The 24,364-nt window shown below is 73.8% G+C and carries 21 protein-coding genes, 1 tRNA gene and 1 pseudogene; 22 read left to right on the top strand and 1 reads right to left on the bottom strand.

All coding sequences use genetic code 11. The features are described from left to right. Positions 1-17 precede the first annotated feature (17 nt). Positions 18-2,186, bottom strand: a complete 2,169-nt coding sequence (gene tkt, locus IEV86_RS02405) for a transketolase (protein ID WP_043603539.1) — start codon at positions 2,184-2,186, stop codon at positions 18-20. Between the two features lie 266 nt (positions 2,187-2,452). Between tkt and IEV86_RS02400 the strand changes: the two genes are divergently transcribed. From IEV86_RS02400 to IEV86_RS02295, 22 genes and pseudogenes are all read left to right on the top strand, one after another. Further along, on the top strand, positions 2,453-3,514 hold the full coding sequence (locus IEV86_RS02400; protein WP_268235171.1) for a heme o synthase: 1,062 nt from the start codon (positions 2,453-2,455) through the stop codon (positions 3,512-3,514). Between the two features lie 103 nt (positions 3,515-3,617). After that, positions 3,618-4,541 (top strand): site-specific tyrosine recombinase XerD, encoded by a 924-nt coding sequence (gene xerD / locus IEV86_RS02395; protein WP_043603637.1) that lies wholly within the window; start codon positions 3,618-3,620, stop codon positions 4,539-4,541. A gap of 49 nt (positions 4,542-4,590) precedes the next feature. Then, positions 4,591-5,466, top strand: a complete 876-nt coding sequence (locus IEV86_RS02390; protein WP_043603537.1) for a ParA family protein — start codon at positions 4,591-4,593, stop codon at positions 5,464-5,466. Continuing rightward, positions 5,456-6,319, top strand: a complete 864-nt coding sequence (locus IEV86_RS02385; RefSeq protein ID WP_052425926.1) for a segregation and condensation protein A — start codon at positions 5,456-5,458, stop codon at positions 6,317-6,319. Before IEV86_RS02390 ends, IEV86_RS02385 begins: the two co-directional genes overlap by 11 nt. Beyond that, complete coding sequence (gene scpB, locus IEV86_RS02380) at positions 6,316-7,086, top strand: SMC-Scp complex subunit ScpB (protein ID WP_081978517.1); 771 nt, start codon at positions 6,316-6,318, stop codon at positions 7,084-7,086. The genes IEV86_RS02385 and scpB overlap by 4 nt, the downstream gene beginning before the upstream one ends. Next, complete coding sequence (locus IEV86_RS02375; RefSeq protein ID WP_043603534.1) at positions 7,086-7,844, top strand: pseudouridine synthase; 759 nt, start codon at positions 7,086-7,088, stop codon at positions 7,842-7,844. Before scpB ends, IEV86_RS02375 begins: the two co-directional genes overlap by 1 nt. A gap of 97 nt (positions 7,845-7,941) precedes the next feature. Continuing rightward, entirely contained in the window at positions 7,942-8,304 is a 363-nt protein-coding gene (gene aroH / locus IEV86_RS02370; RefSeq protein ID WP_043603532.1) for a chorismate mutase, read from the top strand. A gap of 7 nt (positions 8,305-8,311) precedes the next feature. Beyond that, a complete protein-coding gene (locus IEV86_RS02365; RefSeq protein ID WP_229734439.1) occupies positions 8,312-9,469 on the top strand; it encodes a prephenate dehydrogenase in 1,158 nt (385 codons plus the stop codon). Next, entirely contained in the window at positions 9,466-10,191 is a 726-nt protein-coding gene (gene cmk, locus IEV86_RS02360; protein ID WP_043610021.1) for a (d)CMP kinase, read from the top strand. The genes IEV86_RS02365 and cmk overlap by 4 nt, the downstream gene beginning before the upstream one ends. Then, complete coding sequence (locus IEV86_RS02355) at positions 10,188-10,892, top strand: lysophospholipid acyltransferase family protein (protein WP_043610024.1); 705 nt, start codon at positions 10,188-10,190, stop codon at positions 10,890-10,892. Before cmk ends, IEV86_RS02355 begins: the two co-directional genes overlap by 4 nt. A 107-nt stretch (positions 10,893-10,999) precedes the next feature. Further along, positions 11,000-12,517: a ribosome biogenesis GTPase Der gene (gene der, locus IEV86_RS02350; protein ID WP_043610026.1), complete on the top strand. Its 1,518-nt coding sequence runs from the start codon at positions 11,000-11,002 to the stop codon at positions 12,515-12,517. Further along, positions 12,514-13,581: a hypothetical protein gene (locus IEV86_RS02345; protein ID WP_052426551.1), complete on the top strand. Its 1,068-nt coding sequence runs from the start codon at positions 12,514-12,516 to the stop codon at positions 13,579-13,581. The genes der and IEV86_RS02345 overlap by 4 nt, the downstream gene beginning before the upstream one ends. 84 nt (positions 13,582-13,665) lie before the next feature. Next, positions 13,666-13,739, top strand: a tRNA-Pro gene (locus IEV86_RS02340). Between the two features lie 556 nt (positions 13,740-14,295). Next, a pseudogene (locus IEV86_RS02335) lies at positions 14,296-15,537 on the top strand (IS256 family transposase). A 302-nt stretch (positions 15,538-15,839) separates the two neighbouring features. Then, a complete protein-coding gene (locus tag IEV86_RS02330) occupies positions 15,840-16,307 on the top strand; it encodes a GNAT family N-acetyltransferase (RefSeq protein ID WP_052426454.1) in 468 nt (155 codons plus the stop codon). 35 nt (positions 16,308-16,342) lie between these two features. Next, a complete protein-coding gene (locus IEV86_RS02325) occupies positions 16,343-18,010 on the top strand; it encodes a class I tRNA ligase family protein (RefSeq protein ID WP_161784074.1) in 1,668 nt (555 codons plus the stop codon). Continuing rightward, positions 18,007-18,300: a cupin domain-containing protein gene (locus IEV86_RS02320; protein WP_043608710.1), complete on the top strand. Its 294-nt coding sequence runs from the start codon at positions 18,007-18,009 to the stop codon at positions 18,298-18,300. The genes IEV86_RS02325 and IEV86_RS02320 overlap by 4 nt, the downstream gene beginning before the upstream one ends. Continuing rightward, positions 18,297-19,334, top strand: a complete 1,038-nt coding sequence (locus IEV86_RS02315) for an NAD(P)/FAD-dependent oxidoreductase (protein WP_152605719.1) — start codon at positions 18,297-18,299, stop codon at positions 19,332-19,334. Before IEV86_RS02320 ends, IEV86_RS02315 begins: the two co-directional genes overlap by 4 nt. A 26-nt stretch (positions 19,335-19,360) precedes the next feature. Continuing rightward, positions 19,361-20,761, top strand: a complete 1,401-nt coding sequence (locus tag IEV86_RS02310) for a SidA/IucD/PvdA family monooxygenase (RefSeq protein ID WP_161784073.1) — start codon at positions 19,361-19,363, stop codon at positions 20,759-20,761. After that, positions 20,745-21,983: an ATP-grasp domain-containing protein gene (locus tag IEV86_RS02305; RefSeq protein ID WP_043608703.1), complete on the top strand. Its 1,239-nt coding sequence runs from the start codon at positions 20,745-20,747 to the stop codon at positions 21,981-21,983. The genes IEV86_RS02310 and IEV86_RS02305 overlap by 17 nt, the downstream gene beginning before the upstream one ends. Next, positions 21,980-23,125, top strand: a complete 1,146-nt coding sequence (locus IEV86_RS02300; RefSeq protein ID WP_052426453.1) for a GNAT family N-acetyltransferase — start codon at positions 21,980-21,982, stop codon at positions 23,123-23,125. Before IEV86_RS02305 ends, IEV86_RS02300 begins: the two co-directional genes overlap by 4 nt. Further along, positions 23,122-24,363, top strand: coding sequence for an MFS transporter (locus IEV86_RS02295; protein WP_052426452.1), 1,242 nt, complete (start codon positions 23,122-23,124; stop codon positions 24,361-24,363). Before IEV86_RS02300 ends, IEV86_RS02295 begins: the two co-directional genes overlap by 4 nt. Position 24,364: the final 1 nt, after the last annotated feature.

Genomic DNA, 24,364 nt, shown 5'->3' with positions numbered 1-24,364 from the left:
CCGCCGGACCTGACGGGTCAGACGTCGGCGGTGCCGCCCTCGGTCGGGCGGGGGCCCGCACCGGGTGAGGCGTCGGCGACGTGCGCGAGCGACTCGCGAGCGGCCGCAGCGACGGCCTCGGGGGTGAAGCCGAACTCGCGGAAGAGCGTCTCGTGGTCGGCCGAGGCGCCGAAGTGCTCGATCGAGACCGAGCGCCCGGCGTCGCCGACGAGCTCGCGCCAGCCCTGCGCCACGGCCGCCTCGACCGACACGCGGGCGCGGACGGACGACGGCAGGACCTGCTCGCGGTAGTCGGCGGGCTGCTCGTCGAACCACTCGCGGCACGGGACCGAGACGACGCGCGTCGCGACGCCCTCGGCCTCGAGCAGCTCGCGGGCCGCGACCGCGACCTGCACCTCGGAGCCGGTCGCGAGCAGGATCACCTGCGGCGAGCCGTGCCGCGCGTCCGCCAGGACGTACGCGCCGCGCGCGACGCCGTCGGCGGCCGCGAACGTGTCGCCCGACGCGGCGCCCTCACCGCGCTCGAACGTCGGGACGTTCTGCCGCGTGAGGACGACGCCCGCCGGGTTGTGGGTCCGCTCGAGCACCGTGCGCCAGGCCCAGGCCACCTCGTTCGCGTCGGCCGGGCGGACGACGTCGAGCCCCGGGATCGCGCGCAGCGCGGCGAGGTGCTCGATCGGCTGGTGCGTGGGCCCGTCCTCGCCGAGCCCGATCGAGTCGTGCGTCCACACGAACGTCGACGGGATCTGCATCAGGGCGGCGAGCCGCACGGCCGGGCGCATGTAGTCGCTGAAGACGAGGAACGTGCCGCCGTACGCGCGCGTCCCGCCGTGCAGCGTGATCCCGTTGAGGATCGAGCCCATGGCGTGCTCGCGGATGCCGAAGTGCAGCGTGCGACCGTACTGGTCGCCCTTCCAGGCGCGGGTCGACCGGTGCGCCGGGAGGAAGGACGGCTCACCCTCCATGGTCGTGTTGTTGGACTCGGCCAGGTCCGCGGAGCCGCCCCACAGCTCGGGGAGCACGGGCGCGAGCGCGGTCAGGACCTTGCCCGACGCGGCGCGGGTCGAGACGGCCTTGCCGCCCTCGAACACCGGGAGCGCCTCGGTCCAGCCCTCGGGCAGGCGACGCTCGGTCAGCCGGTCGAACAGCTCGGCGCGCTCGGGCTGCGCGGTGCGCCACGCCTGGTACGCCTGGTCCCACTCGGCGTGCTTCGCGCGGCCCCGGTCGACGACCTTGCGCGCGTGCGCGAGCACCTCGTCCTCGACGACGAAGCTGCGCTCCGGGTCGAACCCGAGCAGCTCCTTGAGCGCGGCGACCTCCTCGGCGCCGAGCGCCGAGCCGTGGATCTTGCCGGTGTTCTGCTTGGTCGGCGACGGCCAGCCGATGATCGTCCGCAGCGAGATGATCGACGGGCGCCCGGTCTCGGCGCGCGCCGCGTGCAGCGCGTCCGCGAGGGCGTGCACGTCCTCGTCGTAGCCGCCCTCGCCCTGCGTCCAGTCGACGCGCTGGGTGTGCCAGCCGTAGGCCTCGTAGCGCGCGAGGACGTCCTCGCTGAACGAGACGTCGGTGTCGTCCTCGATCGAGATCTTGTTGTCGTCGTAGATGACGACGAGGTTGCCGAGCTCCTGGTGGCCCGCGAGCGACGACGCCTCGCTCGTGACGCCCTCCTGGAGGTCGCCGTCGGACGCGATGACCCAGACCGTGTGGTCGAACGGGCTCTCGCCGGCGGCCGTGTCGGGGTCCAGCAGGCCGCGCTCACGACGCGCGGCCATCGCCATGCCGACGGCCGAGGCGAGGCCCTGTCCGAGCGGGCCGGTCGTGATCTCGACGCCGTCGGTGTGCTTGTACTCGGGGTGGCCGGGGGTCTTCGAGCCCCACGTGCGCAGTGCCGCGATGTCGTCGAGCGACACGTCGTAGCCCGAGAGGAACAGCTGGAGGTAGAGCGTGAGCGACGAGTGACCGGCCGACAGGACGAAGCGGTCACGGCCGGCCCAGTGCGAGTCGCTCGGGTCGTGCTCGAGGAAGTGCTGGAAGAGCAGGTAGGCCGCGGGCGCGAGGCTCATCGCCGTTCCCGGGTGGCCGTTGCCCACCTTCTGCACGGCGTCGGCCGCGAGCACCTTCAGGGTGTCGACCGCACGCCGGTCCGTCTCGGACCACTGCAGCTCGGTGGTGGGGGGCACGTTCACAGGACCTCTTTCCCGCCCGGGGTCGTCCGGGCGTCACCTCGTGGTCCGGGCACCTGAGACCAGGTCGCCGGTGCCCGGGGCCGCGCCAGAGCGACCGCTCCGTGTGAGCGTACTCACGCGACGCGGTCCGGGCCGAGCGGGCCGAGTCGTGGGACGACCCGGCCGGCGGGGTCCCTCCGACGCTGCGCCGGACCGCCTGGCCCGGCCGCGGGCGGCCACCACGTACCATGGGTCGTCCCCTCCCGACGGAACGGAGCCCTCGCACCGTGCGCACAGCGAGCCAGGTCCCGGTCGAGCGGCCGGGGCCCTCGACGGGCCGCGCCGCAGCCGACCCGACGGGCACGGTGGACCCCACGGGAGACGCGGACCCCACGGCTGAGGTCGAGCGTGCGGCTGCGGTCGCGGCCCGGCCCGGCCTGCGGCGGCGGGTCGCGGCGTTCGTCGCGCTGACCAAGCCGCGGATCATCGAGCTGCTGCTGGTCACGACGGTGCCGACCATGCTGCTCGCCGAGCGCGGCATGCCCTCGGTGTGGCTGGTCCTCGCGACGCTCGTGGGCGGGGCGGCCGCGGCCGGCTCGGCCAACGTCCTCAACTGCTTCCTCGACCGCGACATCGACCAGGTCATGCACCGGACCAAGCGGCGTCCGCTCGTGACGGGGGAGGTCACGCCGCGCGAGGCCCTCGTCTTCGGCTACCTGCTCGGGGCGTTCTCGCTCGTGTGGTTCGTGGTCACGGTGAACGTCCTCTCGGCGGTGCTCGCGCTGGGCGCGATCCTCCTCTACGTCGTCGGCTACACGATGCTGCTCAAGCGCAGGACGCCGCAGAACATCGTGTGGGGCGGCGTCGCGGGCTGCATGCCGGTGCTCATCGGGTGGTCGGCCGTGACCGGCCGCGTCGACTGGGCCCCCGTGGCGCTGTTCGCGGTCATCTTCTTCTGGACGCCGCCGCACTACTGGCCCCTGTCGATGCGGTTCCGGCGCGACTACGCGGCGGCCGGCGTCCCGATGCTCCCCGTGGTGGCCGACGACGTCCGGGTGTCCCGCGAGATGCTCGCGCACACCGTCGCGATGGTCGCCGCCTCCCTCGTGCTCGTCGCGCTGACGCCGATGACGTGGGTCTACCTCGTCCTCGCGGCGGTCCTCGGAGCGTGGTTCCTCGGTAGCACGATCGCCCTCGCGCGCCGGGCGGCCCGCCCGCGTCCCGGCGTCCGCCTGGGGGAGATGCGCCTGTTCCACCAGTCGATCACGTACCTGACGCTCCTGTTCGTCGCCGTCGGTGCCGACCCGTTCGTCGCGCGGCTGGGCGTCGCGACGCTCCTGCCCGCCTGAGGTGACCGCCGGGGCCCGCACGACGTCCGGCGCGAGCGCCGGCACGCGACCCGGCGACCCGCCCGGCGGGGTCGGGCCCGGTGCGCCCGACGGTCCCGCGGCGCTGACCGCGGAGGTGGGCGCGTACCTCGACCACCTCGCCGTCGAGCGCGGGCTCGCGGGCAACACGCTCGCCGCCTACCGGCGGGACCTCACGCGGTACGTCGCGTTCCTCGCGCGACGCGGACGGACCTCCGCCGCCCAGGTGACCCAGGACGACGTGCAGGACTTCGTGACGGCGCTGCGCACGGGTGACGCGGAGCGCCGACCCCTCGCCGCGGCGTCCACCGCGCGCGTCGTGGCCGCGGTGCACGGCTGGCACCGCTTCTGCGCGCTCGAGGGCGTCGCCGCGGACGACCCGGCGCGCGACGTCCGACCGCCCGCGCTGCCCCGGCGGCTGCCCAAGGCGATCTCGACGGACGACGTCGACCGCCTGATCCGGGCCGCGGGCGAGGGCGAGGGGCCGGTGCCCCTGCGCGACCGCGCACTGCTCGAGCTGCTCTACTCGACGGGCGCGCGGATCAGCGAGGTCGTCGGGCTCGACGTCGACGACCTCGACCTCGAGGCGGCCGCCACGTCGGTGCGGCTGCTCGGCAAGGGCGGCAAGGAGCGGGTCGTCCCCGTGGGGTCGTACGCGCGCGACGCCGTCGGGGCCTACCTCGTCCGTGCGCGCCCGGCCCTCGCGGCGGCGGGGCGCGGCGGACCGGCGCTGCTGCTCAACACGCGCGGCGGGCGCCTGAGCCGGCAGACCGCCTGGGCGGTGCTGCGGACGGCGGCGCAGCGCGCGGGGATCGCACGGGCCGACGACGTGTCGCCGCACACGCTCCGCCACTCGTTCGCGACCCACATGCTCGCGGGCGGGGCGGACGTGCGGGTCGTCCAGGAGCTCCTCGGGCACGCCTCGGTCACCACGACGCAGATCTACACCCAGGTCACCGCGGACACGCTGCGCGAGGTCTACGCCGCGGCGCACCCGCGGGCGCTCTGAGGGCGCGCGCACCACGGGACGGGAGGGTCGCTGCGGTAGCCTCGGGGCCGTGACCAGCCAGGCCTCCGAGGACCGCGACGTGACGCCCACCGACCCCGTCGGCCGGCCGTTGCCCGAGTTCCCGGAACCCGCCCCCCTGGCCTCCCACGGACCCGCGCGCATCATCGCGCTGTGCAACCAGAAGGGCGGCGTCGGCAAGACGACGACGACCATCAACCTCGCGGCCGCGCTCGCCGACTACGGGCGGCGCGTGCTGATCGTCGACTTCGACCCGCAGGGCGCGGCGTCGGTCGGCCTGGGCACGAGCCCGCACGAGCTCGACCGGACCATCTACAACCTCCTCATGGAGCGCGGTGCGCGTCTCGAGGAGATGGTGCGTCCCACGGCCGTCCCGGGCCTGGACCTGCTTCCCGCGAACATCGACCTGTCGGCTGCCGAGGTGCAGCTCGTGGGCGAGGTCGCCCGCGAGTCGGTCCTGTCGCGCGTGCTGCGTCCCGCCGAGGAGCAGTACGACGTCATCCTGGTGGACTGCCAGCCGTCGCTCGGTCTGCTCACGGTCAACGCGCTCACCGCGGCGCACGGCGTGCTGATCCCGCTCGAGTGCGAGTTCTTCGCGCTCCGCGGCGTCGCGCTGCTCATCGAGACCGTCGAGAAGGTGCGCGACCGGCTGAACCCCCGCCTGCAGGTCGACGGGATCCTCGCGACGATGCACGACCCGCGCACGCTGCACTCGCGCGAGGTGCTCGCGCGCGTGCACGAGGCGTTCGGCGACCAGCTCCTGCACACGGTCATCGGCCGGACGGTGAAGTTCCCGGACTCCTCGGTCGCGGCCGAGCCCATCACGACGTACGCGCCGACCCACCCGGGTGCCGCTGCCTACCGTCAGCTCGCGCGCGAGCTGGTGGCGCGTGGCGATGCAGCCTGAGGACGGCTCGACCGCTCCTCGTCCGCGTCCCGGCCAGGACCCGTTCGAGGTCCACCTCGACAACTTCACGGGTCCGTTCGACCTGCTGCTGGGCCTGATCGCCAAGCACAAGCTCGACATCACGGAGGTCGCCCTCGCGCAGGTGACGGACGAGTTCATCGCCGCGGTCCGCGCCGCCGAGGCCGGCGACCAGCCGTGGGAGCTCGGCCGCATCAGCGAGTTCCTCGTCGTCGCCGCGACGCTGCTCGACCTCAAGGCCGCGCGCCTGCTGCCGGCGGGCGACGTCGAGGACGCCGAGGACCTCGAGATGCTCGAGGCGAGGGACCTGCTGTTCGCCCGGCTGCTGCAGTACCGCGCCTACAAGGAGGTCGCGGCGCGGCTCGGCGCCCGGCTCGAGGCGCAGGCACGGAGCCTCCCGCGCGCGGTCGGCCTGGAGCCGCACCACGCGGCGCTCCTGCCCGAGCTCGTCCTCGAGATCGGACCGGCCGAGCTCGCGATCCTCGCGGCGCACGCGCTGCGCCCCCGCGCGGTGCCCACGGTCGACCTCGCGCACCTGCACGCACCCGCCGTGAGCGTGCGCGAGCAGGCCGCGGTCGTGACCGAGCGGCTGCGGCGGGTCGGCACGACGACGTTCCGCGCGCTCGTGCAGGACGCCGACGGGACGCTCGTGGTCGTCGTCCGGTTCCTCGCGCTGCTCGAGCTGTTCCGGGAGGGCGCAGTCGCGTTCGACCAGGTGCAGCCGCTGGGTGACCTCACCGTCCGCTGGACCGGCGGCGACGAGGGCGAGGTCGAGGTCACCGACGACTACGGGGACGCGGCCGCACCGGTCGGCGCCGAGGAGGGACAGGCATGACGGTCGAGGACGGCACGCCCGCGCAGGACGCGTCGGTGACGGCGGACGCTGTACCGGTCGAGCGCGAGGGGGCCGATGTGATCCCGGACGCGTCGTCGCCGGCTGCCGACGAGCGGGCCGCCGACGACGTGACCCCTGACGATCGGGCCGGCGTCGAGCAGGCGCCCGACGTCCGCCCTCCCGTTCCCGAGGAGCTCGACTTCGACGTCGAGTCGCTGCCCGGCGGTGCCGCGGCGGCGATCGAGGCTGTCCTCATGGTCGCCGACGAGCCGATCCCCGCCGTGCGTCTCGCGACGGTCCTCGGCCTGGCGACCGAGCGCGTCGAGGAGCTGCTGCAGGCGCTCGCCGCCGACTACGCGGGCGAGGCTGGGCGGCCCCGCGGCTTCGTCCTTCGGCACGTCGCCGACGGCTGGCGGTTCTACTCGGCCCCCGCTCACGCCGACGTGGTGGCGCGGTTCGTCCTCGAGGGCCAGACCGCCCGGCTGACGCACGCGGCGCTCGAGACGCTCGCCGTCATCGCGTACCGGCAGCCGGTCACGCGCGGACAGGTGTCCGCGGTGCGCGGCGTCAACGTGGACTCGGTCGTGCGTACGCTCGTCGCACGGGGTCTGGTCGCCGAGCAGGGAACCGAGCCGAGCGGCGCGGTCCTGTACGGCACGACGTCGTACTTCCTCGAGCGGCTCGGCATGACGAGCCTCGACGAGCTGCCGCCCCTGGCCCCGTACCTGCCGGACCTCGAGACGATCGACGAGGAGAGGACCGCCTGATGGCACGCGACACCGCTCAGGACGTGCACGACCCCGAGGGCGTGCGCCTGCAGAAGGTGCTCGCCGGTGCGGGCCTGGGCTCGCGCCGTGCGTGCGAGCAGATCATCGCGGCGGGTCGCGTCACGGTCGACGGCGTCGTCGCGCGCGAGCTGGGCGTGCGGGTCGACCCCGCGCGCGCCGTGGTGCACGTCGACGGCATGCGGCTCCAGCTGGACACGTCGCTCGTCACCATCGCGCTCAACAAGCCGGCCGGTGTGGTCTCGACCATGCACGACCCGCAGGGCCGGCCGTCGCTCGCGGCGTTCGTCGCGGACCGCCCCGAGCGGCTCTTCCACGTGGGCCGGCTCGACGCCGAGACCGAGGGTCTCCTGCTGATGACGAACGACGGTGAGCTCGCGAACCGGCTCGCGCACCCGACGCACGGTGTGCGCAAGACGTACCTCGCGACGGTCGAGGGGTCGGTCCGCCCCGCGGTCGGCGCCCGCCTGCGGGACGGCGTCGAGCTCGACGACGGACCCGTGCGCGTCGACGGCTTCCGCGTGATCGACTCGACCCCCGGGACGACCATGGTCGAGGTCGTCCTGCACGAGGGCCGCAACCGCGTCGTGCGCCGCATGTTCGACGCGGTCGGCCACCCGGTCACGCGCCTCGTGCGCACGCGCATCGGACCGGTCCGCCTCGGGGACCTGCGACCCGGCCGCACCAGGGTGCTCGGGCGCGAGGAGCTGGGGCGCCTCATGGCCGAGGTCGGGCTGTGAGCCGCGTCATGGTGCGCGCGGCCTCGGCGGACGCACCACCCGCGGCACCCCGGCCGCGGGTAGTGTCGCGGCCGTCTACGACGAGGGAGGGTGCAGCATGACGGTCCGTGCGATCCGGGGTGCGACACAGCTCGACGTCGACGAGCGCGCGCACCTGTTCGAGCGCACGGCCGAGCTCGTGCGCGAGGTGCTGCGCGCGAACGACCTCGAGATCGACGACATCATCTCGATCCTCTTCACCTGCACGCCGGACCTGCGCAGCGACTTCCCCGCCGCGGCCGCGCGCGAGATGGGCATGGGGGCGGTGCCGCTCATGTGCGCGGTCGAGATCGACGTCCCGGGTGCGCTCCCGCGGGTGGTCCGGCTCATGGCGCACGTGGCCTCCGACCGGCCCCGCGCCGAGATCCAGCACGTCTACCTGCACGGTGCGACGGTGCTGCGGCGCGACCTCGCGCAGTGAGGCGGCCGTGATCGCCGGAGGCGGGCAGCACGCACCCGCCGCGACCCGCGGACCGGTGCGCGTGGTCGGCACGGGGCTGCTCGGCACGAGCATCGGCCTCGCGCTGCGCGCGCACGGCGTCGACGTCGTCCTGCACGACCCCTCGCGCACCACGCTCCTCCTCGCGCGCGACGTGGGTGCGGGGCGGCCCGCGGCAGGCGACGACGAGCCGGTGCTCGTCGTCGTCGCGGCGCCCCCGGACGTCACCGCCGACGTCGTCGCGGCCGAGCTCGCAGCCCATCCGCGTGCGGTCGTGACGGACGTCGCGAGCGTCAAGGGCGCGGTGCTCGACGGCCTGCGTCGTTCCGGCGCCGACCTCTCGCGCTACGTCGGGTCGCACCCGATGGCGGGCTCGGAGCGGTCGGGGCCCACGGCGGCCCGCCCCGACCTCTTCACGGGCCGGCCCTGGGTCGTCGTCGGGTCGGGGGAGTCGACCCCGCAGGCGGTCCTCGCCGTGCGGGACCTCGCGAACGACGTCGGCGCGACGCCCGTCATGCTCGACGCGCGCGCGCACGACGCGGCGGTCGCGATGGTGTCCCACGTCCCGCAGGTCGCGGCGTCGCTCGTGGCGGCGCGTCTCGGGCACGCCGAGCCGGGCGCGCTGGACCTCGCGGGGCAGGGCCTGCGCGACGTGACCCGCATCGCCGCGAGCGACCCCGCGCTGTGGACGTCGATCCTGGCGGCCAACGCCCCGGCGGTCCTTCCCGTCCTGACCGCGATCCGGGACGACCTCGACCGGGTCGTGACCGCGCTGGCCGCCGCTGCCGACGGCGACCGCGCGACCGCTGAGGACGGCGCACCCGAGCCGGCGACGACCGCGCACGGAGCGCTCGGCACCATCGCCGCCGCGATCGCGGCCGGCAACGCGGGCGTCGCCCGGATCCCCGGCAAGCACGGCGGGCTGCGTCGGTCGTACGACGTCGTCACGGTCCTCGTGCCCGACCGCCCCGGCGAGCTCGCGCGGCTCTTCGCCGACGTGGGCGGGGCCGGCATCAACATCGAGGAGCTCGAGCTCGAGCACGCGCCCCGTCAACCCGTCGGGCTCGCGGCCATCTCGGTGCTGCCGGGACTGCGCGAGCGCCTCGAGCAGGAGCTGCTGGACCGCGGCTGGCGGCTTGCCGGATGACCACCCAGGAGGATCACGTGCCCCACCCCGTCGTCGTCGCCGTGGACGGCCCGTCCGGCTCGGGCAAGTCGAGCGTCTGCCGGCGGGTTGCCGCGCGTCTCGGCCTCGCGTATCTCGACACCGGCGCGATGTACCGGGCCGCGACGTGGTGGTGCCTCGAGAACGGCATCGACCTCGACGCGACCGACACCGTGACGGCGGCCGTCGAGCGGATGCCGCTCGAGGTCGGCGTCGACCCCGAGGGGCCCACCTTCACGGTGGGCGGCCGCGACGTGGGCGAGGCCATCCGGACCGCCGCGATCTCGTCGGTGGTAAGCCGCGTCGCCACGAACCTCGACGCGCGGGCCGACCTCGGCGAGCGGCAGCGCCGGATCATCGCGGTCGAGTGCTCGGCCGAGGGTTGGAGCGGTGGGCGCGGCGTCGTCGTCGAAGGACGCGACATCACGACCGTGATCGCGCCGGACGCGGACGTCCGGCTGCTGCTCACCGCGAGCGAGGAGGCGCGCCTCGCTCGGCGCGCACGGGAGCTGCACGGCGACGCGGACGCCGCGAGCGTCGAGGCGACGCGCAGCCACGTCGTCGGGCGCGACGCGCAGGACTCGACCGTCGTGGAGTTCATGACGGCCGCCGACGGCGTCGTCACCGTCGACTCGTCCGACCTCGACCTCGAGCAGACGGTCGAGGCGGTGCTCACGGTCGTCGCCCGGGTGACGTCGGCGTGAGCCGGGTAACCGCGTCCGCCGGGTCCCGTGTCCCGGCTACCTGGGGTCCCCGGTGGTCGCGGCACCTGGGGCGGCTCCTCGCGCACGTCGTCTGGGACACGCAGGTGCTGGGCGCGGAGCACGTGCCCGTCGCGGGACCGGTCGTCGTGGCCGCCAACCACATCGGCGTGGTGGACGGCCCGGTCGTGCACGGTGCCGTCCCGCGCGGCACGCACATCCTCGTCAAGGAGGAGATGTTCGCCGGGCCGCTCGGTCCCGTGCTGCGCGCGGCCGGGCAGATCCCGGTCGACCGCACGGGCGGGCGGCCGGCGCTGGCGGCGGCGCTCGGCGTGCTGCGTCGCGGCGGCGCCGTCGGGATCTTCCCCGAGGGCGTGCGCGGGCGCGGCGACGTGAGCTCGTCCCGGGCGGGCGTCGCGTGGCTCGCGGTGAACTCGGGCGCGCCCGTCGTGCTGACCGCGGTGCTCGGCACCCGTCGCACGGGGGAGTCGGTGGGCCATGTCCCCGGCGTGCGGCGACGGCTCGTCGTCGCGTTCGACGAACCGCTCGTGCTCGGGCGTGGCCCCGGTGTCTCCGGTCGCCAGGCCGTCGCCGACGCGCACGAGCTCCTGCGGGTGCGGCTCGCCGAGCACGTCGAGCGGACCGTCGCCCGGACGGGTGTGCCGCTCCCGGACGACCACGGCCTCGCGGGTCCGCCGGGCTGAGGCGCGCGGACCCGCCGGGACCCGCGGGCGGCGTGCAGCGCTGACGAGGCGCACGTCATGCCGCACCGGTTCGTCGGCGAGGGGCGCGACGGGGGAGGATGTGCACCATGACCGATCACGACCGTGCCGCCGCCCCCGACGTCGACGGCGACCTCGCCCCTGCGCCCGGGCCCGACGGGCTCCCCGCGGACGACGGCGCCCGCGCGGAGGCGCTGCGCGCGGGGCTCGCCGAGTACGAGCTGTCCGGCGAGGACCTCGCCCTCATCGAGGAGGGCGACGATCTCGCCGAGCCCGAGGCCCCCCGCGGGCCCCGGCCGGTCCTGGCGGTCGTCGGGCGGCCGAACGTCGGCAAGTCGACTCTGGTCAACCGGATCCTCGGACGGCGCGAGGCCGTCGTGGAGGACAAGCCGGGCGTGACGCGTGACCGCGTGAGCTACCCCGCAGAGTGGGCGGGCGTCGACTTCACCCTGGTCGACACCGGCGGCTGGGAGGTCGACGTCGCGGGGATCCACGCCCGTGTCGCCGAGCAGGCCGAGGTCGCGATCGACCTCGCCGACGTTGTGCTGTTCGTGGTGGACGCGACCGTGGGCGCGACGTCGACGGACGAGCAGGTCGTCCGGCTGCTGCGCAAGGCACGCAAGCCGGTCGTCCTCGCGGCCAACAAGGTCGACGGGCCCCGGCAGGAGGCGGACGCCGCCGAGCTCTGGTCGCTCGGCCTGGGCGAGCCGCACCCCATCTCGTCGCTGCACGGGCGCGGGATCGGTGACCTGCTCGACGCGGTCGTCGAGGAGCTGCCGGAGGAGTCGGCCTACGGCGAGGCGCTGCCCGAGGGCGGACCGCGGCGCGTCGCGCTCATCGGCCGGCCGAACGTCGGCAAGTCGAGCCTGCTCAACAAGCTCGCGGGCGCCGAGCGCGTCGTCGTCGACGAGACCGCCGGGACCACGCGCGACCCCGTCGACGAGCTCGTCGAGCTCGGCGGCCGGCAGTGGTGGTTCGTCGACACCGCCGGCATCCGCCGGCGCGTCCACCAGACCAAGGGCGCGGACTTCTACGCGTCGCTGCGCACGCAGGCCGCGATCGAGAAGGCCGAGGTCGCCGTCGTGCTCGTCGACGCGAGCGTGCCCATGACCGAGCAGGACACGCGCGTGATCCAGCAGGTGATCGACGCGGGTCGCGCGCTGGTGATCGCCTACAACAAGTGGGACCTCATGGACGAGGACCGCCGCCCGTTCCTCGAGCGCGAGATCGAGCAGGACCTCGTGCAGATCCAGTGGGCGCCGCGCGTCAACGTGTCGGCGCGCACGGGCTGGCACAAGGACCGCCTGGTCCCGGCGATCGAGCGGTCGCTCGAGTCGTGGGACATGCGCATCCCGACCGGGCGGCTCAACGCCTTCCTCGGCGAGCTCGTCGCGGCGCACCCGCACCCGCTGCGTGGGGGCAAGCAGCCGCGCATCCTCTTCGCGACCCAGGCGGACACGCGTCCACCGCGGTTCGTGATCTTCGCGACGGGCTTCCTCGAGGCGGGCTACCGACGCTTCATCGAGCGGCGGCTGCGTGAGACGTTTGGGTTCGAGGGCACGCCGATCTCGATCTCGGTCCGGGTGCGGGAGAAGCGCAAGCGGTGACCGGGTCGCGCGCCTCGGTGGTCCGCGAGAGGCCGCTGCTGCTGCGCTGGGGGCTGCCGCGCGACCCGTCCGCCTCGCGGCACCTCGCGGGGTTCCTCGTCGCGGCGGTCGTGACCGTGCTGCTGACGCGCGCGCTGCTCGCCGCGTCGGGCTACCCGCAGCTCGGCGGCGACGGTCTGCACATCGCGCACGTGCTGTGGGGCGGTCTGCTCATGGCGGTGGCCTTCGTGCTGCTCCTGTCGTTCGCCGGGCCCGTCGTCCGTCCGGCCGGGGCGCTCGTGGGTGGTGTCGGCTTCGGGCTCTTCGTCGACGAGGTCGGCAAGTTCGTCACCTCCGACAACGACTACTTCTACGAGCCGACCGCGGCGCTCATCTACGCCACCGTGGTCGGGCTCGTGCTCGTCGGTGAGGCGTTGCACGGCCGTCGTGAGCACCGGCCCGAGGAGCGGGTCGCCGGAGCTGCGGACCACGCCGTCGCGGGGATCGTCGGCGGGATGACGGAGCGCGCCAGGACGGAGGCGCACGGCCTGCTCGAACGGACCGATGGCGTGCGCGGCGCGCGCGAGGTGCGCGCGCTGCTCGACGCCGTCGAGGAGGACGCGACCGAGCTGCCCAACCCGATCGACCGGGTCGCGGCCTGGGTGGTGCACGGTCTGCGACGGCTCGTGAGCGCGCGGTGGGTCCCGTGGGTGACCGTGGGCGTCCTCGTCGTCACGACCGCCCTCACCGTGAGCCGCGGCCTCGTGGCGTGGTTCCAGGGCGAGGACGTCCCCGGCTGGGTGGTGACGGCGCTGCTGGTGTCCGCGGCCGTGTCGGCGACGACGGCGCTCACGGGCCTCGCGGTGGTCAGGCGTGACCGCCCGCGCGCGTACCGGCTCTTCCGCCGGGCGGTCCTCGTGAGCCTCCTGGTGACCCAGGTCTTCGTGTTCCGCCTCGAGGAGTGGGCGGCGACGGCCGGCCTCGTCGCCGACCTGCTCGTGCTGGGCGTCGTCGTCGCCGAGCTGAGCCAGATGGAGTCCGACGCGCAGCGGGCGGCGGGACGGCGCGACCAGCGGAGGTCGTGAGACCTGCGGGACGGCGTGCCGCGGTCCGAGGTGCAGCGACCCGGCCTCGGTGCGGTAGAGTATCGGCGGCTCGCAAGGGCCGATCGGGATGTGGCGCAGCTTGGTAGCGCACTTGACTGGGGGTCAAGGGGTCGCAGGTTCAAATCCTGTCATCCCGACAGTGAAACAGCAGGTCAGAGGCCCGCACCGCTTCGGCGGTGCGGGCCTCTCGGCGCCCGGTAGGCCTATCGGTAGGCCTAACTACGCCCTGGACGAACATGGACGCTGACGGGCCGCCGGTGGACGGCGCGCAGGGCGGGCAGACCGCACGAGGGACCTCTTCCGTGTCAGGGCCCGGAACGGCGTTCGGTGGGGTCCGTGCTTGTCCGTCCGTACAGGTCAGCGTGTCGCGCTGATGTCGCCGGACGGGGGTGGACGCGCCCGTACACACCCGCGTTGGGGTACGGGTTGGGGTACGCGGGCGGGGACTCCTGTGCAGTTGGGCGGTTCCGTGGGTTCCTCAGGCATCGGCTCGAGTCACGGTCATGCCGATGAGCGCGCTAGGTCCTCGTGTGCCTCGCGACCAGTTCGACCATGTGATCCGGCGGCCAGAGTGGCGTCCCGCAGAGTGGTGTGCGAGCCCGGCCTTGATCGGGGCGTCGTCGTAGACGTGTAGGCGGTCACCGCGTGATTCTTCGAGAGACCTACCAAGTCGACTCGAGAGAAGGACCCGCGATGACCGCTGGACCCAGTCTGGACCCTGCCCGCTCCTTGCACGAGCACCTGAGTGCGGCTTCCCCGGATCTGCTTCGTGAGCTGCTGGGCGTCTTCATCGACACCCTGATGGGCGCCGAGGCCGACGCGATCTGCGGCGCGGAGTACGGCGCCCGGACCCCGGAGCGGACCAACACCCGCAACGGCTATCGGCACCGCGACTTCGACACGAGGGTCGGCACGATGGACGTGGCGATCCCCAAGCTGCGCGCCGGGACCTACTTCCCGGACTGGTTGCTGGAACGGCGCCGACGGGCCGAAGCAGCCCTGACCAGCGTCGTCGCGACCTGCTACCTCCTTGGCGTCTCGACCCGGCGGATGGACAAGCTCGTCGAGTCCTTGGGCATCACCCGGCTGTCGAAGTCGCAGGTCTCCCGGATGGCGGCCGACCTGGACGAGCAGGTGGCGGCGTTCCGGACCCGACCGCTCGACGCCGGCCCCTACACGTTCGTCGCCGCCGACGCCCTCACGGTCAAGGTCCGCGAGGGCGGGCGGGTGGTCAACATCGCGGTGATGGTCGCGACCGGGGTCAACGCCGACGGGCACCGCGAGATCCTCGGGATCGACGTGTCCACGGCCGAGGACGGCGCGGGGTGGTTGACGTTCTTTCGTGACCTGACCGCCCGCGGCCTGACCGGGGTGAAGCTGGTGACCTCCGACGCGCACTCCGGGTTGGTCGCCGCGATCGGCGCGACCCTGCCCGGCGCGACCTGGCAACGGTGCCGCACCCACTACGCGGCGAACCTGATGTCGACCTGCCCGAAGAGCTCGTGGCCGTGGGTCAAGACGATGCTGCACAGCGTCTACGACCAGGTCGACGTCGACGCGGTCCACGCCCAGTTCGACCGGCTCCTGGACGCCGTCGCCGACAAGCTCCCCGCCGTCGCGGACCACCTCGAAGCCGCCCGGGCCGATGTCCTGGCGTTCACCGGGTTCCCCAAGGAGGTCTGACGGCAGATCTGGTCCAACAACCCCAACGAGCGCCTCAACCGCGAGATCCGCCGGCGCACCGACGTCGTGGGGATCTTCCCGGACCGCACCTCGATCATCCGCCTCGTCGGCGCCGTCCTGGCCGAGCAGCACGACGAATGGGCCGAAGGACGCCGCTACCTCGCCCTGGACGTCCTGGGCCGATCCCGGCTCACCGCCGTCCCCCAACCGCAGGAGGTGAACTCCACCCAGCTCCCGACGCTCAGCGCCTGAACCCGAAGATCACGCGGCAGCCGTCACACACCACGTCCGGGGACTTGACCGCGACGGGGCGATGTAAAACGGTATCCGTCCCGAACGTGCCGCTCGGGAATGCGCATCCGCATTCCGGACAGATGGCCCCAAATATCACTCCGTGGACAAGCGGTCGAACTCTCCCGGAGGCCCCGCTACCGTCCGGCGAGCACACGGCCCGGCGGGTCCGGCGAGCGCGGCGATCCGCGCTCTGCTGATTCCCGGAGCGACGTTCGTGGAGCGCCTGCGGCTGTGCTGCGGGAACGAGCAGAGGGGCTTCAGTGGGGGATTGGACAGTTCGTCGTGCCATCAGGGGCGACCGCCCGGAATGGGCGCGCCTGTATGCGGGATATCTCGAGTTCTACGAGCGCGTCGCGTCGCCCGAGCACCTCGAGACGGTGTGGTCGTGGGTCGAGTCCGGCGAGATCGTGGCGCTCGTCGTCAGCGACCCGGACCGTCCTGACGCGCTCGTCGGCCTGGCGCACCTCCGCCCCTTCCTCAGGCCTGTCGCTGGTGTCGTCGCCGGGTTCATGGACGACCTCTTCGTCGACCCGGCCAACCGGGGGACCGGTGCCGTCCAGGAGCTGCTCTCCGCCGTCCGGCGGCACGCAGCCGAGGCCGGTTGGGAGCGGGTCCGCTGGATCACCGCGGAGTCGAACGACCGCGCCCGGGCGGTCTACGACCGGGTCGCCACGGCGACGCCGTGGGTCACGTACGACATGACCGACCTCAGCGCCCCGGTCTCGTGAGCGGCGGCACCGCACTCCTCTCCAACCTTGACCGGGTGGGCGAGGAGCACTTCCTCACGCCGGTCTGCCTCGTCCCGAACGGCCGGGCGCACCTCGGGCACGTCGCCGGACCCCTTCTGCGGATGGACGTCCTGCGGCGCATGCTCCGTTGGTCCGGGGCCATCACCACCATGATCGGGATGAGCGACGTCCACGAGTCCTACGTGACGCTGCAGGCCCACCGCGAGAGCTCGACCCCCCATGACGTCGCAGGTCGCTACCACCAGGCCATCCAGGCGGACCTCGCGGCGCTCGACATCGTGTACGACGACTTCCTCGACGTGCTCGACGACCCGGAGTGGCGGGACCGCTACGAGCAGCTCCAGCAGGGCCTGGTCGACGAGGTCGAGCGAGCGGGGCACGCCACGACGGTCGTCGAGCGCATGCCCCGGGTGACGAGCGCCCCGGCCGACGAGCGGTCCGTCGCGGCCATGGTCCCGCAGGCGGGCGAGATCCTGACGGGCGCGTGGCTCGCCGGCCGCTGCCCGGACTGTGGTGCGGGCCTCGGTGGCTTCTCCTGCGAGAGCTGCGGCTCCCTGACGTGGCCCGAGCAGATGCCCGACGTCGGCGCCGCCGACGAGCGGATGACGGTCGAGACGGACGACGTCGTGACGCTCCAGCTCGACATCCCCGGCGGTCCGGAGGCGGTGCTGGGCGCGGCGCATGCCGCCGGCGTGCGGCCCGACTTCCTCAGGCCGATCGAGCGCTACCTCGACCGCAACGGGGCACGCGTCCGCCTGACCGCGCCAGGGCGCTGGGGAGTCCGTCGGAGCGGACCGGGTCTCGACGACCAGCAGGTGATCTGGCAGGGTTCAGCGCTGCAGATCGGGTGCCATTTCCTGGCCGGCGAACGATGCGCGCAGATCACCGGTCGGGGGAACCCGCTCGCGGCGGGATCACCCGTCATCTCCCACATGTCGTTCGGTATCGACAACACCGTGCCGTACATGGTCGGTGGATTCGGGACGACGCTCGCACAGACGACGTTCAAGCCCGTCGACAACGTGCTGACGAACTACTTCTTCCGGCTCGACGGCGAGAAGTTCTCGACGAGCCGGCGTCACGTCATCTGGGCCGGCGACTCCGTGACGGTGGGCGGCGCGGACCCCGATGTCCTTCGCGCCTATCTCGCCTGGCGCAGCCCGGAGACGTCCTCGACGAACTTCTCCGTCGACGAGTTCCTCGCTTTCCACAACGCTCTCGTGCGCGACCTGGACGCGGTGATCGGGCGGGCGACGGCGAGCGCGGCGCAGGGCGCTGCGCTGGACGGCTCCTCGGTCGAGCGCCTGGGAGAGGCCTTGGCCCGGCTGGACGGCTCCCTCACGACCGCCGCCCACAGCCTGACGTCGGCGTACGGAGAGCTCCGCCGGTGGTTGGACGAGGCGGTCGTGCTGGCCGACGACCCCGCGACCGCCCTGGGTGCCCTGGCAGGCCTCGCGCACCTGGCCAACCCAGTCATGCCCCGGGTCGCGTCCGCGGTCTGGGAGGCCCTGACCGGCGAGTCCGAGCCCACGCTCGACGGGCTGCGGCGCTTCGTGGCGTCAGGCACGGCACCGCACCGGATCACCGTCCGCTGGCGACGCACCGCGGACCTGTCGGCCGAGACCTTCGGGCGGTGCGTCTCGCTCGCCCGCCCCGCGACCACGACTGGAGACGAGCGATGAGCGGCAGGTACACGACGAACCTCGAGATGGAGGGCGTCAGCGAGGGCATCAACTTCGGCGCCATGATGGTGACGGTCCCGCCCGGCGGGGCCACCGACGGCCACTCGCACGAGAGCGCCGAGATTTGGGTCGTCGACCGCGGCACCGGTTACGTCGAGCTCCCCAACAGGCGCATGACGCTGCGTCCTGGAACCCCCGTGGAGATCCCGGCGCGGACGGTCCACACGGCGTTCGCCGACGACGCCGAGCCGCTGGTCTTCCTCTCGCTGTGGTGGAAGCGCGTCGGATGAGGCTGGTCGTGATCGGCGGTGGTGTCGTCGGCATGGCCGTCGCGGAGGGCGCACGCAGCCGTGGTCTCGCCGACGGGGTGGTCGTCCTCGAGCAGGCGACGCTCGGTTCCGGCGCGAGCAGCTACGCGGGTGCGAGCGACCTGGCTCTCGGATGGAGCGACCGCCACCGCCGGCTCGTGGCGTCCAGCGCCGCCTGGCACGAGGCGGCCTCGCCGGCCGTGGAGTACCGGCGGTCGACGCCCACGCTCTGGGCTCTGGAGGACCCGGAGGACGCGGGGCGCCTGGCCGAGCTCGTGGACGAGGACGTGGAGCCCGCGCCCGCGGTTGGTTCCCTGCCTGCCGGGGCACGGACGCCCGGGCACGTCATCGACCCTCGAGGGCTCGTGAAGCACCTCCGCGCGGAGCTGCTCGCGGCAGGGGCGAGCGAGGTCGCCGAGGGTGAGCGGGTCACGGCGGTGCGCGTGGTCGACGGGAGCGTGGTCGTGTCGACCCCGCGGCGTGAGATCGAGGCGGACCGCGTCGTCGTGTGCGTGGGTCCGTGGGTCCTCGAAACGTGCCGTTCGTGGGGCCTCGAGCCGCCGCCCGTGCGCACCAAGCGGGTCTTCGGCTACCGGTGGCGGAGCAGGGACCGGCAGCCGGACCTGACCTTCGTCGACCTGCAGGAGGGCGTGTTCCTGTTCCCGCGGGTGTCCGAGCCGGGTGTCTACGCGATGTCCGTGAAGCACGACGTCTGGGACGTCGAGCCCGTTGAGGGCCCGTCGCACCCCACACCGGACGCCGTCGCCCGGCGCGCCGCGGAGCGCGTCCTCGGTGACGCCGAGCTCGTCGAGCGCAAGGTCTTCGTGGACACCTACACCGCCGACGACCAGCCCTGGGTGGCCCCTCTCGAGGCCACCTCGCGGGTGTGGTGCGTCACGGGCACGCACGGCTCGGGCGTGCGGCTCGGCGTCGGCCTGGCGCACGAGCTCCTGGACCTGATGTGGCCCGCGGCCGGTGCCGCGACGGCTCGCGTGGACGCCGTGCGCGCCGGATGACCACCCTGACCGGAGGAGCCGTACCTGTGGAGCACCTGAACCCGGGCTCGCCGCGCGCGTGCCATGAGGACGCGGAGCCGTTGGACCTCGTCTGCGTCGGTGCCGGCGCGAAGGGCGTCGCCGTCGCCGCCAAGGTTCACGCGCTCAACTCGTGCACGGACATGGGCCTGCGTGTGGCCGTCGTCGACGCGGTGGCGCCCGGAGCGCACTGGCGCGGGGACTCCGGGTTCACCAGCGGCCACGAGACGCTCGGCACGCGCCCTGAGAAGGACGTCGGGTTCCCGTACCGGAGCGAGCGCTCGTTCCCGCGCGTCCACGAGGCGCTCAACGACGAGATGATCCGCCTCAGCTGGGCGCGCTACCTCATCGACCGGACCGGCTACTCCGGATGGGTCGACGCCGGTGTCCAGGGGGTGACGCACCGGCGCTTCGCCGAGTACCTGAGCTGGGTCGTGGAGCGGGCCACGAACGGCATCTCGCACCTGACCGAGCGCGTCACGCGTGTGGACCGGGTGGACGACGCCCTCTGGACGGTGACGACGGTCGCCCCGGGTGGCGCGGTGCGGACCATCACGGCTCGGGCCGTGATGGTCACCGGTCCCGGCGCCGTCCGCGCCCTCGACGTCGAGCCCTCCGCGGCCCACCTCGTCCTGGACGCGCGCTCACCGCGGGACGCCCTGGCGGCCCTGGGCCGCGCCGGCGCGCGCGTCTGCGTCGTCGGTGCGGGGGAGAGCGCCTCGTCAGCCGCGCTCGCCATCGCCGCGTCCACCACGCAGCGGCTCCACATCGAGCTCATGACATCGGGCCTCGTGGCGTCGCGGGCGGAGTCGCCCGTGGAGAACCGGGTGTACTCCGACCCGGAGAGCGTGGACTGGTCCCGCCGCAGCGAGCACGAGCGCCGTCACTTCATCCGCCGTACGGACCGCGGAGTCATCAGCGGCGACGCCGTCGCGAGGCTCATGAACGACGACCGCGTCGTGCTGACGGAGGGCCGCGTGCTGTCCGTCTGGGAGCGCGACGGCAGGGCGGTCGTCCGGGTACGCCGGGGCGAGCAGATCAGTGACGTCCCGTTCGACGCGGTGGTCAACTGCACCGGGTTCGACGCCGCCGAGGGCGTACGGGCGCTCCTCGGGCCGACCACGGAGGTCGCGCTCGAGGCGATGCTGGAGGTCCCCCTCGCGGACGTCGCGGAGCACGGAGCCCTCGCGCACGACCTCGCGCTGCGGGGCGTGACGCCGCCCCTGTTCGTCCCGGCCCTCGCCGGCTTCGCGCAGGGCCCCGGCTTCGCCAACCTCAGCTCGCTGGGGCTCATGAGCGACCGTGTGGTCGCCGCCGTCGCGGCCCGGCGGGCGCGTCGCGGTGCCCCCGTAGGGGGCCTCGCCTCCGTCGACGCCCGGAGAGGGGTGGCCGATGCTGTTCTTCGTTGAGGCGGCGACGACGGGATCGGGGCTGCTCCTGGCTCGGCACGCCGAGCGCCAGGGGCATGACGTCGTGCTCGTCACGGCGGACCCGGACAAGTACGCGCACGCGCCCGGCAACGAGGTGCTGCCGATCCTTCGGGACTGTGGTCGTCTGCGCATCGAGGTGGACCTCGACCGGTACCGCAGCCCTGGCTGGCTGCGGGAGGTCGGTGCGGGACCGCACGGCGTCGTCTGCGCCACGGACCGGCACCTCCCGTACTCGGCGGGTCTCGCCGCCGAGCTCGGTGCGCCGTTCCTCTCGGAGGGTGCGGTCGCCGTGCTGCGGGACAAGCGCGAGGCGCGCGCCTGGTACGAGCGGCTCGGTCTGCCCGCCGTCCGGTGGGGCTCGCTGGACTCGCGGGAGGCGGCCGAGATGTTCGCGGCGGAGGTCGGGGGCCCCGTGGTCCTCAAGAACGTGCGCGGCACCGGCAGCATGCAGGTCCGCCTCGCGCGCTCACCGAGCGAGGCAGGGGAGGTGTGGACCGCGCTGATGGCCGGCGGACGGTACCTGTCCGGCGGTCTCATGGCGGAGGAGTACCTCGACGGACCGCTCGTCAGCCTCGAGACGCTCGTGTCGCGGGGCCGGGCGGTGCACCTCGGCGTGACGGACCGCCACCTGGGGGAGCACCCGTACTTCCCCGAGCTCGCCTACACGTTCCCCGCCCCGTGCGCGGCGTCGCACCGCGCGGACATGGAGGCGTGCGTCGACCGGATCGTCTCGGGCCTGGACATGGAGCAGGGCGCGCTGCACACCGAGTTCGCGCTCACCCCGGACGGCGTCCACCTCGTCGAGGTGAACGCCCGGCTGGCGGGCGCCCTCGTCACCCGCATGCTGGACGACTGCCTCGACGGGGGCTTCTACGGCCGGGTCGTGGACTCCGCGACGGGCGCCGAGCCACGCGCCGCGGTCCTCAACGGCGCGTACTCCTCCGGCGTCATCGTCTACGCGGACCGCCCGGGCCGGCTGCAGCAGGCACCGGACTGGGAGGCCGTGGCCCGCCTTCCGTGGGTGCGCGAGACCGTCCCGGCCGCCGCGCCGGGCGACGAGGTCGGCACGGCCCAGGACTACCGGGGCTCCCTGGGGCAGGTCCGGACCCTCGCGCCGTCGCCGTCGCTCTCGCTCGCGGCGGCCTACTCCGCCGCCTCGCGGGTGACCTCCCACGTCGACGACCTCGCGGTGGTCCGATGAGCGTCGAAGAGCTGACGGTCGCGTCGGCGTGCTCCCAGTTGGCGCAGGCCGGTCTGGCGGCGTCGTCGCTGTACGCGAGCCCGGAGTGGCTCCGTGTCTTCGACGACCCCTCCACCGCGCGGACCTCGGTCGTCGTCCACCGCACCGACGGCGTGCTGGACGGTGCTCTGGCCCGGCACCACATGCCGGACGGCTCGGCGAACAGCGTCTACGACCTCTTCGCGGTGACCCGTGGCTGGTTCTCCGGCTCGCCGGACGACTGGCGGCCGCAGACGCTCCTGGGAGCCCGAATCGGCCAGTGGAACGACGTCCCGACGGCCGGCGGTGCCGCCGGGGGGGAGGACGGGGCCGTGCTCGCCCGCCTGCTCGAGGCGGCGGCCCCGGACGGCCCGTCGGCGCTCCTGTACGCCGGCGAGGGGCTGGCTAGACGGGTCGTCGCCGCTGATCCGCGCTTCGTCCCGGTGCTCGCGGAGGTCGGGTGCGCCATCGACCTGACGTGCGAGGACTTCGACGGCTACGTGGCCGGCCTGTCGTCGTCACGCCGGGGCACGGTGCGCCGGGAGCTTCGTGATCTGAGCGGGAACCTGCGGGCGCGCTACCTCGGTCCGGACGCGCCGGAGCTCGAGCACTATGCGGAGCTCGCCGTCCATGTCCAGGAGCGACACGGCCAGCCCGCGTCGCGGGACCGGATGACGACGTACCTGCGCCGATGCGCGTCCGCGGGGCTGCCGACCGTGGCCTTCGAGCTGGTCGACGGCTCGGGCGCCGTCACGGCGTTCGCGCTCGGGATCGAGTACGGCGGCACGCTCTGGATGCGCCTCGTCGGCCTGACCTACGACGAGGTGGGAGGCACGGGCGGCGCGTACGGCCAGGTGCTCGTCTACGAGCCGGTGCGGCACGCGCTCCGGAATGGGCTGCGGACGGTGGACCTCGGTGCGGGCGTGTCCCATGCCAAGCGCCTCCGCGGTGCGGCCGCCGTCCCGCTGTGGCACCTCGTCCGCCCCCCGGACGGTGTCGCGCTCACGGTCGACCTGGACGGCCGGACCCGCGACCGCGCGCTGGAGCTGGGGATCGACCATGTGACGCGCCTGGGCACGACGCCTGCGCCGGACCACCCGACACCGCTGGAGGTGCGGTCATGAGCGGCACGACCACCGCACGGGGCGCACGTCCCCGCTCGGCGCCCCCGGCGCCCCGGTTCCACGTCTTCTGGGCCAGCCAGGCGCTCGCGCAGGTCGCCGGACAGACCGTCCTGGTCGTGATCCCGCTGCTGGCCGTGGCTCAGTTCGACGCGGGCACGCGCGAGGCAGGCCTCCTCACCTTCGCGCAGTACGTCCCGGTGCTCGTGGTCACCCCGTTCCTGGGCGCCGTGGTCGACCGGTCGCGCAAGCGTCCCCTTATGGTCGCCGGGCACGTCGGCCGGGGGATCGCGCTGACGGTGCTCGGCCTGGCGACCGGCGCCGGCGTCCTGAACCTCGCGGTCCTGGCCGCGGTCGTCCTGGTCGTCGGCGTCCTGGGGGCGGCGTTCGACGTCGCGCTCCAGGCCTACGTCGCCTCGGCCGTGCCGCGCGCCGAGCTCGTGCGCGCGAACTCCCGGCTCCAGGGAACCCTGTCCCTCGCTCAGGTCGTCGGCCCCGCCGTCGGCGGAGTGGTGGCGGGCGCGGGACAGCCGGCTCTCGGGCTGTTCCTCATCGCCGCCACGTACCTGCTCTCCGCGGCGCTGATGCGGCAGGCGTACGACGTCGCGACCGTGCAGGGCGTGACGGCGGGTTCCTTCCTCGCCCGCACGGCGGAGGGCTTCCGGTACAGCTGGGCCGACCCGCGCCTGCGGCTGCTGCTGACCGTCGGGACCTGGTTCAACCTCGCCGAGCAGGCGATGATCACGGTGTTCCTCGTGTACAGCGTCCGAGAGATGGGGATGAGCTCCGCCCAGGTGGGGACGGTCATGGGCGTCGGGGCCCTCGGTGCGGTGGCCGCCTCCGTGGTTTCCACAAGGCTGGCCGCCCGCGTCACACGGCGCACCGTGCTCGTGGTTTGCATGGGTCTGGCGTCCCTCGCCCCTCTGGGGCTGGCCGTGGCGCCACCCCGCTCGGTCGCCGGCTTTCTCGTGCTCGCCGCGGTCTTCTTCGCCTATGGCTGCGGCGTGACCGCGTACAACGTCCAAGCGATGTCCTACCGCCAGGAGCTGGCGTCGGCCGAGATGCAGGGGCGGGTCGGCGCGGTCTACCGGTTCTTCGCCTACGGCGCACTGGCGCTCGGCGGTCTGCTGGCGCCGGCTCTCGCCACGCCCCTGGGACTGCGTCCGGCCCTGCTCTGCCTCGCCGCCGTCCTCGTCACGGGCTGGGCCGCCTTCGTCGTGCGCTCCCGCGTCCTGCGCTGAG

The sequence above is a fragment of the Cellulomonas carbonis genome (genome assembly GCF_014636275.1).
Classification (GTDB): domain Bacteria; phylum Actinomycetota; class Actinomycetes; order Actinomycetales; family Cellulomonadaceae; genus Actinotalea; species Actinotalea carbonis.
This window is presented reverse-complemented; position numbering and strand designations above follow the sequence as displayed.

Bases quoted from the DNA above. Each gene is read 5' to 3' on its own strand.
- IEV86_RS02385 (WP_052425926.1), top strand. From the start codon at position 5,456: ATGCAGCCTGAGGACGGCTCGACCGCTCCTCGTCCGCGTCCCGGCCAG.
- scpB (WP_081978517.1), top strand. From the start codon at position 6,316: ATGACGGTCGAGGACGGCACGCCCGCGCAGGACGCGTCGGTGACGGCG.
- IEV86_RS02375 (WP_043603534.1), top strand. From the start codon at position 7,086: ATGGCACGCGACACCGCTCAGGACGTGCACGACCCCGAGGGCGTGCGC.
- aroH (WP_043603532.1), top strand. From the start codon at position 7,942: ATGACGGTCCGTGCGATCCGGGGTGCGACACAGCTCGACGTCGACGAG.
- cmk (WP_043610021.1), top strand. From the start codon at position 9,466: ATGACCACCCAGGAGGATCACGTGCCCCACCCCGTCGTCGTCGCCGTG.
- der (WP_043610026.1), top strand. From the start codon at position 11,000: ATGACCGATCACGACCGTGCCGCCGCCCCCGACGTCGACGGCGACCTC.
- IEV86_RS02320 (WP_043608710.1), top strand. From the start codon at position 18,007: ATGAGCGGCAGGTACACGACGAACCTCGAGATGGAGGGCGTCAGCGAG.
- IEV86_RS02315 (WP_152605719.1), top strand. From the start codon at position 18,297: ATGAGGCTGGTCGTGATCGGCGGTGGTGTCGTCGGCATGGCCGTCGCG.
- IEV86_RS02305 (WP_043608703.1), top strand. From the start codon at position 20,745: ATGCTGTTCTTCGTTGAGGCGGCGACGACGGGATCGGGGCTGCTCCTG.
- IEV86_RS02300 (WP_052426453.1), top strand. From the start codon at position 21,980: ATGAGCGTCGAAGAGCTGACGGTCGCGTCGGCGTGCTCCCAGTTGGCG.
- IEV86_RS02295 (WP_052426452.1), top strand. From the start codon at position 23,122: ATGAGCGGCACGACCACCGCACGGGGCGCACGTCCCCGCTCGGCGCCC.